The organism is Streptomyces sp. NPDC051976 (genome assembly GCF_040680795.1).
Classification (GTDB): Bacteria; Actinomycetota; Actinomycetes; order Streptomycetales; family Streptomycetaceae; genus Actinacidiphila.
The window spans coordinates 55732-68570 of record NZ_JBFAXL010000034.1; the positions used below are offsets into that span (position 1 = coordinate 55732).

The following is a 12839-nucleotide window of genomic DNA, read 5'->3' on the forward strand; positions in this document are numbered from 1 at the left end:
TCGCCTACGAATCGAGGAACGGCGGCACCGCCGAGATCGCCCAGTGGATCGGCGAAGAACTGACCGCAGCGGGCGTCGAGGCCGAGGTGCGCCCCGCCGCCGTGGTCCAGGAGTTGCGCGGTTACAGCGGGGTCGGGGCGGTGACTTCCGCGACCGCGACCGGATCGACGCCTGGGCCCGGTCGATCGCGGCCGATGTCGCGGCCCGGCCGCAGCGGATCTGACCAGGAATCGAGGAGGAGTGTGCCATGTTCGCCTCACCGCGCACGGTCAGTGAGGTCATGACCCAGACCGTCGTGGCACTGGGTCGGGACGCGACCTTCAAGCTGATCGTCGAGACGATGGAGCAGTGGAAGGTGAGCGCCCTGCCCGTGCTGGAGGGCGAGCACCGGGTCGTGGGAGTGGTGTCCGAGGCGGACCTGCTTCCCAAGGAGGAGTTCCGGGACAGCGACCCCACCACGTACGACGAGGTCCGCAGGCTGTCCGACATCGCCAAGGCCGGGGCGGTGACCGCGGGGGATCTGATGACCTCGCCAGCGGTCTGCGTCCATGCCGATGCCACGGTGGCGCAGGCCGCCCGGATCATGGCCGAGCGCCGGGTCAAGAGGCTGCCGGTGACGGACGCCGAAGGCGCCCTGTGCGGGATCGTCAGCCGGTGCGACCTGCTGAAGGTCTTCCTCCGCACGGATCGCGAGATCGCCGACGAGGTCCGCCGGGAGGTCGTCCGTCCGCTGTTCCCCGGTGAGCCCTCCGTGACGGTAGCCGTCGACGACGGGGTGGTGACCCTCGGCGGCCAGGTCTTGGAGCCCGCGCTGATCCGGGTAGCGAGCCGCCTGGCCCGGGCGGTCGAGGGCGTCGTGGACGTCCACAGCGAACTGGCTGCCCCGGCCTCTGCACCGTAACCGCCCGTCCTGCCCCATGGGGCCGCTAACGTGGTGCCTGGCACGTCAGGGTCGGCGACTTGGTGCGAGCGGAGGACCCCGGTGGTCGAGGAGAGCGGGCGGCTGCCCCGGTTGCGGCTCGACCAACTGCTGGACGAGCTGCAGATACGGATCGACGCGGTCCGCGGAACCCAGGACCGGGTCCACAGCCTCCTCGAGGCGGTGCTCTCCGTCGGACGCGAGCTCGATCTGCCGCAGGTGCTGCGCCAGATCGTGGAGTCCGCGGTGGTCCTGGTCGACGCCGAGTACGGCGCCCTGGGCGTCGTCGAAGGCGCACGGCTGTCGGAGTTCCTCACGGTGGGGGTCAGCCCGGGGCAGACCGAGGCCATCGGCTCGCTGCCCTCGGGGCACGGCATTCTGGGCGAGTTGATCCGGCATCCCGAGCCGCTGCGGCTCGCGGAGATCGCGGACCACCCGGCCTCGTACGGCTTTCCCGCCAACCATCCGCCGATGCACTCCTTCGTCGGTGTGCCCATCCGTGTGCGCGACGAGGTCTTCGGGAACCTGTATCTGACCGAGAAGCGGGGCGGCGTCGAGTTCGACGGCGAGGACGAGACGGTCCTGCGCACGCTGGCGGTCGCGGCCGGCGTGGCGATCGAGAACGCCCGGCTCTACAAGGCGGCACGCGACCGGCAGCGCTGGATGGAGGCCAACGCGGAGATCATCTCCGACCTGTTGTCGGGCGTCGAAGAGATGGATGTGCTGGAGGGGATCGTCCGCCACGCCAAGGCCATCGCCGGCGCCGATCTGGGCGTCATCGCCCTGCCGGTCGAGAACAGCACCGATCTGCGGGTGATGATCGCCGTGGGCACGGACGCCGACTTCCACCGGAGTCTGACGCTGCCGCGGGACGGCTCGTTCATGGGGGCGGCGATCACGGCGGGAGAACCCATCATCACCGCCGAGGTCCAGAAGGATCCCCGGGTGACCGCGGGGCCTCCCCGGTTCGGCGGACTCGGACCGGTCATGGCGGTGCCGATGGTCACGGACGAGGGGCCGCGCGGCGTTCTGCTGCTGGCTCGCGAGGAGGAGGGCGTGCCCTTCTCCGACACCGAGTCCGCCCCGCTGCTGGCCTTCGCCGGGCAGGCCGCGCTGGCGATGCAGCTGGCCGAACGCAGGCGCTCCGCCGAGCAGCTCACCTTGCTGGAGGACCGCGACCGGATCGCCCGGGACCTGCACGACCTGGCCATCCAGCGGCTCTTCGCCACGGGGATGACGCTCCAGAGCGCGCTGCGTTTCGTGGATCGCCCGGAGGCCACCGAGCGGCTGCTGCGGGCGGTCGACGACCTCGACGAGACCATCAAGATCATCCGATCGACGATCTTCGGGCTGCGGGCCAAGGAGGGCGAGCGTCGGGCCCAGGGCCTGCGAGCCCGGGCGGCGACGAGTATGGAGATCGCCGCCACGACGCTGGGGTTCACACCGGCGCTGCACATGGAGGGGCTGCTCGACACCGACGTGCCGCCGGGGATCGTGGAGGACGCGGTGGCGGTGCTGGGAGAAGCGCTGTCCAACGCCGCCCGGCACGCGCGGGCGACCTCCGTCGAGGTCTCCCTCGTCGTGGCCAGGGGGACGTTGACAGTCCGCGTCCTGGACAACGGGATCGGCCTGCCCCCGGACGGCCGCCGCAGCGGGCTCGACAACCTGGCGGTACGCGCCGAGCGGCTGGGCGGAACGTTCACAGCGGGCCCCGGTCCCTCTGGCGGGACCTGTCTGGTGTGGGAGGTACCGCTCGCTGCGCCCGGCGCCCGGTAGCCCGCCCCCCCGGTCCTGCTCAGCGCTGACGTCCTGCGCCCGCCTCCAGCACGTCACGTACGGGCCGTCGCGGCGAGGCCGGTCCCTCGGGGCCGTAGCCGAGCCTGATCAGCATCTGCACCTGCGCGTGGCCACCGCGCGGGTCACGCAGCGCCCACCGCAGTTCCGGCCACTCCAGGGCCTGGCTCATCAGCGATGCCCGCACGCCATGGGCGGTGGCGACCAGCAGCGCGTGCTCCAGCGCCAGGCCCGCACGGAGCCAGTCGGCGCGGGTGTCGTGCCGGGTGGACAGTACGGCGATGGTGGGGTGCCGCTCGAAGTCCGCCGGCGGCTGGTGATCGTCCGGGCTCAGGGCGGAGAAGTCACGTACGGGGATGCGGCCTGTGGAGTCGAGCGGGCCGAGCACCGTGTGCGGCAGACCGTCGGGCGCCGCGTCGCGGATCCACGAGCGGCTCTCGGCGCCGCGGTGGGGGTCGGCGACGGAGAACCGTTCCGCCTCGGTGGTGATCTGCAGGATACGCGCGGCCTCCGACGGTCCGGGCAGCGTCAGACGCGCCCCTTCGGTGCCCGCGGCTTCCGTGATCTCCGCGAGCACCGCCGCGGGTACGGGCCGGTCCGAGAAGGGGACACGGCTGCTGTGCCGGCGCCACACCGCGTCGTACAGGTCCTGGCGGAGCGGGGTGGCGCCCGTCTTCGGGCCGGCCAGGCGTACGGCCGCCAGGAAGTCCGGCTCCGCCGACCGCGGCAGCAGCCGGACCACGGGCTCCCAGCCGAAGTGCGCCACCGCGACACGCAGGTTGAACACCGCGGCGCCGACCGAGATGTGCACCGCGCGCCCCGCGGGGTCCGCGTGCCGCAGGCCGCGATCAACGGCGGCACGTACCTCGACGGTCGTGGTGTCGGGGTCCAGCCGGTAGCGCCACGGCTGGGTGTTGTGGATCGAGGGTGCGGCCACGGCGGCGGAGATGAGCTTCTCCAGTGTCGTTCCGTCGAGCGCTGCGGTCGTCATGGCGGCCTCCTCGCAGTCGTCCTGCTCCCAGGCTCGCGGACCGGGGTGCGCTCCGAACAGGGCCGTTGGTTACCGGTGATGGGTCCGGACGGCCCTCATCGGTGGCCGCCTTCGGCTGCGGGCTGTCCCTGGGTGGCGATGACGGCGGCCTGGACACGGCGTTCGACGCCGAGTTTTGCCAGCAGCCGGGAGACGTTGTTCTTCACGGTCTTCTCCGACAGGTACAGCCGCTTACCGATCTGACGGTTGGTGAGCCCCTCGCCGATCAGCCCGAGGATCTCCCGCTCGCGCGGCGACAGCGAAGCCAGCGCCTGCTGTTCGGGCTCAGCGGTGGCACCGTCCGCCCGCAGGCTGCTCATCAGCCGGGCGGTGGTGGCGGGGTCGAGCATCGACTGGCCGGAGGCGACGGTACGGACGGCCGAGACCAGGTCGGAGCCCTTGATCTGCTTCAGCACGTAGCCCGCGGCCCCGGCCATGATCGCGTCGAGCAGCGCGTCGTCGTCGTCGAACGACGTGAGCATCAGGCAGGCGAGTTCCGGCATGTTCGACCGCAGTTCGCGGCAGACGGTGATGCCGTCGCCGTCGGGCAGGCGGATGTCCAGGACGGCGACGTCCGGTCGCAGGGCCGGGCCGCGGGCCAGTGCGTGGTCCGCGGTTCCCGCCTCGCCGACCACGTCGATGTCGGGCTCCGCGTCCAGCAGGTCGTGGACGCCGCGCCGGACCACCTCGTGGTCGTCGAGCAGGAAGACCCGGATGGGGGACTGCGGTGAGAACTGGCGTGCCTCGCTCATGTCGGACCTTCACCTGTTGTGTTGTCGTATCCCGGCTCAGGCTCCGATCATCGGCCTGGGGTCTGTCCGGCACTAGGGCCGAATGGACCCGGACCGCGGCGCGGGCGTTCGGTCCGGACCACGCGAGGCGCGAGGCTCAGTACAGCGGTCCCATTACGGGTGGCTCCGCCGGCCGTGGCAACGGCCGACCCAGGTTCCACGTGACGTCGACGACACCCTCCACGGATCGCACCAGGCGGGCGGCGACCGGCACCCGGGAGGTGCCGCTGACCCGGCCGGTCAGTGTCACCGCCCCTTCGGCGACCGCGACTTGGAGCGGGGGAGGCTCACCGGGGAAGAGGTAGGCCACGATCTCCCGCCGTACCTCCTCCGCGATCTCCTCGTCGTCCCGGAGGAACACCTTCAGCAGGTCGCCGCGGCTGACGATGCCGCACAGCCTGTCGTCAGGGCCGATCACGGGCAGCCGCTTCACCTTGGTTCTCGCCATGATGCGGGCGGCCCGCGACAGCGTGTCACTCGCCTCGACGGTGACCGCCGGCGTGGTCATCAACTGTGCGGCGTCCACGGAACCGGCCTTGACCAGGTCGTCCAGGCGGCGCAGTTGGGCCAGGCGGCTGGGGTCGCTGTCGCGGAACTCCTCCTTGGGCAGCAGGTCGGCCTCCGAGACGACACCAGCGACGGTTCCGTTCGAGGCGACCACGGGCACGGCGCTGATCCTGTGCTGCTGCAGGATCCGTACGATCTCCTTGAACGGTGTGTCCCGGTCCACGGACACCACCGCCTGTGTCATGACGTCGCTGACGATGTGCGGGCTGCCGGTCATGGCGGGTTCCTCCTTCGAAGTGCTGGACGGTGCCCGGGCGTTCGGGACCTCTGGATCATCCGGTGCGGTGGCCGTCGTGCGGCCCGTACAGGTCGAGCAGGTGGATCCGTGCGCTCTGCATGCGGTGGGCGATGATCTCCGCGACGCGTCGGGCGAGCGCCTCTCCGAACTCCAGGTCGGCGTGGGACAGCGCCCGCACGATGGTGGCGTCGAACTCCTCGGCGCGCACGTCGCTCTGCGCCTCGGCGCCCAAATGCCAGGTGTACGGAGGGAAGAGCCAGGTGCAGCCGAGCAGGTCGCCGGGACCGAGAGTGGCGACCGGGGCCGGAGCCCGCCCGGGGACGGGGGTGTCCAGGACGACGGAGCCGGTGTGGACGACCCAGAACCTGTCGGCCTGGCCGCCCTCCTCGAAGATCCGTGTGCCTGCGGGGAAGGCGACCTCCTGGGCGAGGTTCTGCAGTCGTTCGCGCCCTGGTGAGGGCAGTGCGGCGAACAGGTTGGTGGGAGCGGCGCTTCTCATGACGGCACCTTCAGAGCCTTCGGAGCCAGTCCTGCTCGACTCCGTGCTGCTTGAGCAGGACGGGCTGGAGGTCGGAGTCGTCGAACCGCGCGGTGAGGCGGTTGCTGACCGCCACCACGCCGTCGACCTGAGCGGTCATCCGGCCCGCGATCTGGACCTCGCTCTCGCGTTCGACGCGGCCCTCCAGAGTGACGACGCCGTCCTCGACGCGGACGCCGACGGCCTGCGGCGCCATCCACAGGGAGCGGACCAGGACTTCCTGGATGACCTCCTCGCGGATCGCGGCGTCGGGGCGGAGGAAGACCTGCAGCAGGTCGCGGCGGGTGACGATGCCGACCAGCCGGTCCTCCTCGTCCAGGACGGGCAGCCGCTCCACCCGGCGTTCGGCCATGATGCGGGCGGAGCGGGCGATGGAGTCGTCGGCGCGGACGGTGACCGCGGGGGTGGACATCAGCTCGCTGGCGGTCAGCGCCGCGGCCTTGGCCTCGGCGGCCCGGGCGCCCCGGGAGCGCCACGGCCACCGGTGCGACGCGCCGGTGTGCCGCTCCGCCTGACGGAGCAGCAGGTCCGACTCGGAGATGACGCCGACCACCTTCTCGTCGTCGTCGACGACGGGGAGGCCGCTGATGCGGTGCGCGGCGAGGAGCCGGGCGACGTCCTTGAACGGCGTCGACTCTGTGACGCTGACGACGTCGCTGGTCATCACGTTCCCGATCTTGTGATGCTTCATGGTGTTCTCCTGGTGGTAGCGCCGCTGCTCAGCGCAGTCGGCGGAGGTAGGGGTCGGTGACCTGGCGGGGAAGTACGCGGACGCGGACGTCCACCGCCAGGACGCCGTCGTGGCGGGCGACGACGGGGTTCAGGTCGGCCTCGGCGAGCTGCGGCAGATCGCAGGCCAGGGCCGACAGACGCAGCAGCACCTGTTCCAGCCCTTCCAGGTCGACCGGTCCGCCGCCGTGGTAGCCGAACAGCAGCGGGGCGCAGCGCGGTGCGGTGATGAGGTCCCGCACGTCGCGGACGGTGAGGGGAGCCAGCCGGGCGGCGTGGTCGGCGAGCACCTCGGTGGCGGTCCCGCCGAGACCGAACAGCACCAGCGGCCCGAACACCTCGTCCTGCACCACGCCCGCCACCAGTTCCGTGCCGCGACGGGCCATCGGCTGCAGGACCACTCCGGTCATCACGTCACCGAAACGGGACGCCAGTTCCCGGTAGGCCGCGCGTACCTCCGGCTCGCCGTCGAGGTCGAGCAGCACGGCGCCCTGCTCGCTCTTGTGCAGCAGCCCGGGCCAGTACGCCTTCATGGCCGCACGCCGGCAGCCGTCTGTCAGATCGCGGAAGGCTTCCACCGCCTGATCCTCGCCGGTGGCCAGGACCGTGGGGATCTGCGCGATGCCGTAGTGGGCGAGCAGTTCGGTGCAGCGCAGCGGGTCGAGCCAGCCGCCGTCGGGGTGTTCGGCGAGGAACTGTGCGACGACCGCGCGCGCCCCGCTGGGGTCGGTGCCGGTGACCTCGGCCGGGATTCCGGGCGGTTGTGCGAGCCAGACCGACCGTGCGGCGGCGTGCGCCAGGGCGCGCGCGGCGGCCTGCGGGTCGGCGTAGGAGGGGACGGCCGATCCGTTCCTGCCGTGCAGCAGCGTGACCTGCTCGGCCTGGTCCAGCAGGACCACGGCCACGGTACGCGGCCTGCCGCCGGGGTCCGCGTGGGTGAGCGCCCGCCGCGGATCGTCGCCGGTGGCCGTGGCCAGCGCCGTCGGCACCAGCACGACCAGCACGGCGTCGACCGCTCCGTGCTGTGCCAGCCGGTCGACGCACTCGCTCAGCGCCTGCTCGCCCACGGCGGCGGTGGCGTCCACCGGGTTGGCCGCGGCGGCGCCTTCCGGAAGCATGCCGAGGAGTTCGGCGATCAGGTCAGCGGGCAGCTCGGGTACGGTCAGCCCCGCCTCGGCGCAGGCGTCGGCGGCGAGTACCGCGGCGCCGCCCGCGTTCGACACCACGGCCACCCTGGTCCCGGCGGGCAGCGGCTGGGCGTGCAGCAGGGCGGCGGTGTCCAGCAGTTCGGCGACCGTGCGGGTCGCGGTGATGCCCGCCTGGGTGAAGAGCGCCTGCCGGGTCATGGTCGGGGTCGCGGCGGCGGCGGTGTGCGAGGCCGCCGCACGCCGTCCGGCGTCGGAGCGCCCCGCGTCGACGGTGAGGACGGGGATGCGGCGTGCGACGCGGCGTGCGGTCCGGGAGAAGGCGCGCGGGTTGCCGAACGACTCCAGGTGCAGCAGGGCCATCGCGGTACCGCTGTCGGCCTCCCAGAACTGCAGCATGTCGTTGCCGCTGACGTCGTACTTGTCGCCGAGTGAGACGAAGTCGCTGACCCCGATGCCCAGCCGCGTCAGCCCGTCGAGCAGCGCGATGCCCACCCCGCCGGACTGCACGGCGACCCCCGCGCTGCCGGGCAGCGGCCGGTGTGCGGCGAAGGTGGCGTCCAGACTGATGCCCTCGTCCGTGACAGCGATGCCCAGGCAGTTGGGTCCGACCATGCGCATGCCGTGCCGCCGGCAGGCGGCGACAAGGGTGGCGCTCTGTTCCGCGTCGAGGCCGGAGGACAGGACGACGAGCGCGCGTACTCCCGCGGCGCCGCACTGCTCGGCGGTGTCCGCGACCGCGGCCGCGGGGACGGCGATGACGGCCAGGTCGGGTGTCCTGGGGAGGTCGGCGACGGACGGGAAGCACGGGATGCGCAAGATGGCGTGGGCGTGGGGGTTCACCGCGTACAGTCGTCCGGCGAAGCCGCCTTCATGGATCTTGCGCAGGACGGCGCGGCCGACGGAGCCGGGCGAGGTCCCCGCGCCGATGACCGCCACCGAACGCGGCCGGAGCAACGGCCGCAGGCTGGCCAGATCGGCCGTGCTGCCACGCCGGTCGACCGCCGACAGGTACCGCTCGTCGGGCGTCAGCGGGAAGGTGACCCGTACCTCACCGTCGTGGTGGTGGCGTTCGGCCCTGAGCCCGAGGTCCGTGACCAACTTCTGCATCAGGTGGTTCGAGGCCAGGGTGTCGGCGGCGAAGCCGGTGACGCCGGACTGCCGGGCGGCATGGGCGAGGTGCTCCACCAGCAGGGTGCCCACCCCGCGGTGGTGGAAGTCCTCGGCGACGGCCAGCGCGATCTCGGCGGTCTCCGGGTCATCGGTGACCTCGTACTCGGCGACCCCGACGATCCGGTCGCCGCGCAGGGCGACGAGTGCCGCGTGGCGGGACGACAGTGTCGAGAACAGCCGGTCGACGTCCCCCGCACCGGCATCGCGGGTCAAGCCGAAGAAACGCAGCCGCAGGCTCGCCGGCGACATTCCGGCGTACAGCTCCAGCACACCGTCCCGGTCATCAGGCCGCAGGGGCCTGATGCCGACGCTCTCCCCGTCGGAGAGCAGGGCGTGCACCGCGGTCTCCCGCAGTCGTGTGTCCGTCATGGCCGTCCCCTTCTGTGTCGTGACGCCCCTTCACGGTGCTGCCGCCGGTCCACCCGCGGCAGGGGCTGTCCGGGCTCTTCGCGAGGGCCGTTCGGTCCCGGCGCCCCGCAGTGCGCGGATCCGCCGGTCCGGCGCGGCGGATCGCGGCCGGACCTCACTCCGGACAGGGGCCGACCGGCCCTGGGCACGGGCCGAACCGGCCCTCATCACGGGCGGAACGGCATGCCAGGGTGGAAGGTGATCGCATCGAACGTGCGCCTGGGAAGGCGGTGCAGCCATGAACAAGCCGCTGATCGTCGGTGTTGACGGCTCTGACTCCAGTCTGCGGGCGGTCGACTGGGCGGCGGCCGAGGCCGCCCGGTTCGACCTGCCGCTCCGGCTGGTGTACGGGTCCATGTGGGAGCGGTACGAAGAAGTCACACCCGACTTCCGCACCAAGGCCTCAGCCGGGCACGTCATGGCCGAAGGCATCGTCGGCCAGGCGGCCGAGCGGCTCGCCAAGACCGCCCCCGCGCTGACGGTGCACCTTCCTCGGGCCCGCCGAGCCCGGCCTGGCCCTGCTCCGTGAGGGCGAGAACGCCTCCGCGATCGTCGTGGGTACCAGGGGACGCGGAACGATCACCGGGATGCTGCTGGGCTCGACGAGCCTGCAGGTCGCGGCCTACGCGACCTGCCCGGTCGTCGTGGTGCGCGGTGAGGCGTCCAACATCCGCGGCGACTTCTCCCGGGTGACCCTGGGCGTCGGTGGCGCGGAGTCGGCGGCGGTGGAATTCGCGTTCCGTGCGGCGCAGGCCCGCGAGGCCGAGCTGTACGCCGTACACGCATGGCACCGCCTTGCCCATGACCTCCCGGGAATCAGGCACGGGTCGGGGGACGAGCCCGAGCACGGAGCGCAGGACGCCGAGCGCGTACTCGACACCGCTCTGCCAGCTGCTGCACAGGATTTCCCGAAGGTCACCGTGCGCCGCGAGACACCCGAGGGCCGGGCCCACCACGTCCTGCTCGACGCCTCCGCCAGGAGCGATCTGATGGTGGTGGGCGGCCGCCGCGGGGCACGCGTCGGGTGGCAGCTGGGCATGGTCAACCATGCGGTCCTGCACCACTCCGCGTGCCCCGTGGCCGTCATCCCGTACGAGTGAGCCCGGTGGCGCGGGCCACCGGCCGCGTTTACTGCAAGGGGCCGGCCGCGGCGGGCGTTCCCGTCCTGTCGCGGCTCGTGGTGTCGCGGCGAGGGAGTTCGCCGTCGGCCAGAAGCCATTGCACGGTCCGGGCCGTGTTCTCCGCTTGGACGTGTATCGAGGGGCTGGTAGTGGTGTGGCCGGCGGCGGCCGCACCGAGGGCGAAGACTTCGGGGTGGGCCAGGGACCGCCGGGTGAGCGGGTTGACCTGGACGAGGCCGTGCTCGCCGCGCAGGAGAGGTGTGCCGGTGGTCAGCACGAGCACGTCGTAGCCGACGGTGGTCCCGTCGGTCAGGTAGACCTCCCGGCCGTACGGGTCGACGGTGGCGGCCTCCGCGTGCCGGAACTCGATGCCGTCGCGCAGACGAAGGTGCTCAGGCGCCAGGAGCGCGTGCGCCCCGTACAGCCCCAGGGCCATCAGGAGGTCGGTCTCCTGGTCGCGGGTGTCGCGCCGGTCGATCACGATGATCCGGACGTCGTCCCCATCGCAGTACCGCCGCAGCCGGTTGGCCGCGAGGGTGCCGCTGTTGCCGCTGCCCAGTACCACAATGCGTGTGTTCATGACGTCACTGTCCGCTCGTCGAGTTGTCGGAAGAACGGGCCAACAGGCCCTGGAGAGGCAGTCGTTCGGTCACTCGTACCGCGGTGCGCGGCCGTTCAGGCGTTGCGGTGGCTCCAGCGGGGGCCGACCACTTCCCACTCGTCGGCCCAGCGCCGCGCGCGCCGCCGGTCGGTGCGGCAACGGGCGATCTCCCAGGCGGCGAGCATGCCCACGCACACACCGCACGCGGCGGCGGCGCCGGTCAACTCGGCTTCGAGCCGTGCCTTGGCGGGAGACGGCGGGGCCGCGACGATCCTGCCGGCCCCGTCGGTCCAGATGATCACGCGGGACCCCGCCTTGGCGCCGGAGCCGACGCCGGCGCGGCCGGCTCGCGTCGTGCCGTCGGCGGCCGTCCACCGCACCCGAGCCGTGGCCAGGTCGGAGTAGCCCGCCGCATCCGAGGCGTTCTGGGTGAGCACGGCGGTCGTGCGGTGTGCTTCCAGGTAATGGCGGGCCGCACGGTGTTCTGCGGCCACTGCCACCACCGACCCCGTCAGCACCGCCCCGCCGAGCGCGAGCACCGTCACGGCCAGGAGGGCCCATGCCTCCACCAGGTACGCACGCTGTCGCAGCGGATTGTGCCGCCAGCGCCACAGCCACCTGCTCCTGTGCATGGCGTTGCCTCCCTCTCCCCAGGGCGGTGCCGTCGGCCCGCCCTGCCAGGCTGCGCGCGCCGCGACGCCGCTGACGAGTGCCGAACGGCCCCCGGCACCGGGACGAGTCGGGCCCGTGGCGGGCCTCGAACGGCCCTGCCCCCGGCAGTTGGACCTCACGACGATCGGAGCGGTATCAGCCACCGACGGGAGGGAACGGTCATGAACGGACGCAAGGTCACCGTGGGGATGGACGGCTCGGTCGCGGCATTCCGGGCGCTGGATGCGGCGGCCAGGGAAGCCCTGCTGCGCGGGGCACGCCTGGAGATCGTCCACTGTGTGGCGGATCTGGACGAGGCGGCGCCCGTGGTGAGGTCGGCGGCAGCCCGTGTCAGGGAGCGTCACCCGGACCTGGCGGTGACGGCGGTGCCGGTGGTGGGTGACCCCGTCGACGTCCTGGAGGAGCGGAGCCGGACGGCGGAACTCACCGTCGTCGGCTCCCGCGGGGCCGGCGGTCTCGGCGGCATGCTGCTCCATTCGGTGAGCCGGCGTCTGGCCGCAAGGACTCTCGGGCCGCTGCTCGTCGTCCGCGGCTGTGGCGTACACACCTCGGGGACGGAGGCATCGGGCGGGGTCCTCCTGGGAGTGGAGAGCGACACCGACGCGGAAGCGGCGCTGTTCGCCTTCGAGGAGGCGTGTCTGCGGGGGAGCCGACTGCGGGTGCTCCACGCGTGGACCTACCGGCAGCCGGTGAACGCGCGCGCGGAACTCGCCGCACCGGTGCGCGACGAGATCGAGGCGCAGGCGCGCAGGGCCGCCGTGGTGCCCGGCAACGCCGTTGCCGCGCTGCGCAGCGTGGTCCCCGGACTTGCGGTGGAGACGGCAGCCGTCAGGGCCACCGCGTGCCACACCCTCCTCGAAGCGACGCGCGGCACCGACCTGGTGGTGATCGCCGCACACCGCAGGCCGTCCCGCATCGGCCTTCAACTCGGCCAGGTCACCGACGCGTTGCTGCGCCACTCGCACTGCCCCGTGGCCGTGATCCCGGTGCCGCGGACGTGAGCCGACCCGTGGACGGCAGCCCCAACCCGCCCTGCACGCAGAGCCGTTCGGCCCCCTGGCGTCGGGCCGTCGGCCCCCAGCGCGGCAAGGCGTACGCGCAGCAAGGTAGTTC

Annotated in this window: 13 protein-coding genes; 5 read left to right on the top strand and 8 right to left on the bottom strand. The window is 72.4% G+C overall.

The window, feature by feature from the left end:
- Positions 1-247: 247 nt before the first annotated feature.
- Complete coding sequence (locus tag AB0M29_RS28630) at positions 248-901, top strand: CBS domain-containing protein (RefSeq protein ID WP_365387686.1); 654 nt, start codon at positions 248-250, stop codon at positions 899-901.
- Positions 902-982: 81 nt separating this feature from the next.
- Positions 983-2695, top strand: coding sequence for a GAF domain-containing protein (locus AB0M29_RS28635; protein WP_365387688.1), 1713 nt, complete (start codon positions 983-985; stop codon positions 2693-2695).
- Positions 2696-2714: 19 nt separating this feature from the next.
- Here AB0M29_RS28635 and AB0M29_RS28640 read toward each other — a convergent pair whose 3' ends face one another.
- The 6 genes from AB0M29_RS28640 to AB0M29_RS28665 form a co-directional block, all read right to left on the bottom strand.
- Entirely contained in the window at positions 2715-3704 is a 990-nt protein-coding gene (locus AB0M29_RS28640; RefSeq protein WP_365387691.1) for a nitroreductase family protein, read from the bottom strand.
- Between the two features lie 95 nt (positions 3705-3799).
- The gene (locus AB0M29_RS28645; protein ID WP_365387693.1) at positions 3800-4495 is read right to left on the bottom strand and encodes a response regulator transcription factor; all 696 of its coding nucleotides are present in this window, start codon (positions 4493-4495) and stop codon (positions 3800-3802) included.
- Between the two features lie 136 nt (positions 4496-4631).
- Positions 4632-5318 (bottom strand): CBS domain-containing protein, encoded by a 687-nt coding sequence (locus AB0M29_RS28650; protein WP_365387696.1) that lies wholly within the window; start codon positions 5316-5318, stop codon positions 4632-4634.
- A 55-nt stretch (positions 5319-5373) separates the two neighbouring features.
- Positions 5374-5838 carry a cyclic nucleotide-binding domain-containing protein gene (locus tag AB0M29_RS28655; RefSeq protein WP_365387699.1) on the bottom strand — a complete coding sequence of 155 codons (465 nt, stop codon included), beginning with the start codon at positions 5836-5838 and terminating at the stop codon, positions 5374-5376.
- A 10-nt stretch (positions 5839-5848) separates the two neighbouring features.
- Positions 5849-6568: a CBS domain-containing protein gene (locus AB0M29_RS28660; protein ID WP_365387701.1), complete on the bottom strand. Its 720-nt coding sequence runs from the start codon at positions 6566-6568 to the stop codon at positions 5849-5851.
- A gap of 28 nt (positions 6569-6596) precedes the next feature.
- Positions 6597-9293, bottom strand: coding sequence for a GNAT family N-acetyltransferase (locus tag AB0M29_RS28665; protein WP_365387703.1), 2697 nt, complete (start codon positions 9291-9293; stop codon positions 6597-6599).
- 277 nt (positions 9294-9570) lie between these two features.
- On the opposite strand from AB0M29_RS28665, the gene AB0M29_RS28670 reads away from it, so the two are divergent.
- Together AB0M29_RS28670 and AB0M29_RS28675 are read left to right on the top strand one after the other, a co-directional pair.
- The gene (locus tag AB0M29_RS28670; RefSeq protein WP_365387705.1) at positions 9571-9861 is read left to right on the top strand and encodes a universal stress protein; all 291 of its coding nucleotides are present in this window, start codon (positions 9571-9573) and stop codon (positions 9859-9861) included.
- A 25-nt stretch (positions 9862-9886) separates the two neighbouring features.
- On the top strand, positions 9887-10432 hold the full coding sequence (locus AB0M29_RS28675; RefSeq protein ID WP_365387708.1) for a universal stress protein: 546 nt from the start codon (positions 9887-9889) through the stop codon (positions 10430-10432).
- A 28-nt stretch (positions 10433-10460) separates the two neighbouring features.
- On the opposite strand, the gene AB0M29_RS28680 is transcribed toward AB0M29_RS28675, so the two are convergent.
- Positions 10461-11033, bottom strand: coding sequence for a hypothetical protein (locus tag AB0M29_RS28680; protein WP_365387711.1), 573 nt, complete (start codon positions 11031-11033; stop codon positions 10461-10463).
- Positions 11034-11128: 95 nt separating this feature from the next.
- On the bottom strand, positions 11129-11686 hold the full coding sequence (locus tag AB0M29_RS28685; RefSeq protein WP_365387713.1) for a hypothetical protein: 558 nt from the start codon (positions 11684-11686) through the stop codon (positions 11129-11131).
- A 201-nt stretch (positions 11687-11887) separates the two neighbouring features.
- Here AB0M29_RS28685 and AB0M29_RS28690 point away from each other — a divergent pair, with 201 nt between their 5' ends.
- A complete protein-coding gene (locus AB0M29_RS28690) occupies positions 11888-12727 on the top strand; it encodes a universal stress protein (protein ID WP_365387715.1) in 840 nt (279 codons plus the stop codon).
- The last annotated feature ends 112 nt before the right edge of the window (positions 12728-12839 follow it).

Coding starts and splice junctions, on each gene's coding strand:
- AB0M29_RS28655 (WP_365387699.1), bottom strand. CDS start 5,838: ATGAGAAGCGCCGCTCCCACCAACCTGTTCGCCGCACTGCCCTCACCA.
- AB0M29_RS28660 (WP_365387701.1), bottom strand. CDS start 6,568: ATGAAGCATCACAAGATCGGGAACGTGATGACCAGCGACGTCGTCAGC.
- AB0M29_RS28645 (WP_365387693.1), bottom strand. CDS start 4,495: ATGAGCGAGGCACGCCAGTTCTCACCGCAGTCCCCCATCCGGGTCTTC.
- AB0M29_RS28665 (WP_365387703.1), bottom strand. CDS start 9,293: ATGACGGACACACGACTGCGGGAGACCGCGGTGCACGCCCTGCTCTCC.
- AB0M29_RS28670 (WP_365387705.1), top strand. CDS start 9,571: ATGAACAAGCCGCTGATCGTCGGTGTTGACGGCTCTGACTCCAGTCTG.
- AB0M29_RS28640 (WP_365387691.1), bottom strand. CDS start 3,704: ATGACGACCGCAGCGCTCGACGGAACGACACTGGAGAAGCTCATCTCC.
- AB0M29_RS28680 (WP_365387711.1), bottom strand. CDS start 11,033: ATGAACACACGCATTGTGGTACTGGGCAGCGGCAACAGCGGCACCCTC.
- AB0M29_RS28630 (WP_365387686.1), top strand. CDS start 248: ATGTTCGCCTCACCGCGCACGGTCAGTGAGGTCATGACCCAGACCGTC.
- AB0M29_RS28690 (WP_365387715.1), top strand. CDS start 11,888: ATGAACGGACGCAAGGTCACCGTGGGGATGGACGGCTCGGTCGCGGCA.
- AB0M29_RS28685 (WP_365387713.1), bottom strand. CDS start 11,686: ATGCACAGGAGCAGGTGGCTGTGGCGCTGGCGGCACAATCCGCTGCGA.
- AB0M29_RS28650 (WP_365387696.1), bottom strand. CDS start 5,318: ATGACCGGCAGCCCGCACATCGTCAGCGACGTCATGACACAGGCGGTG.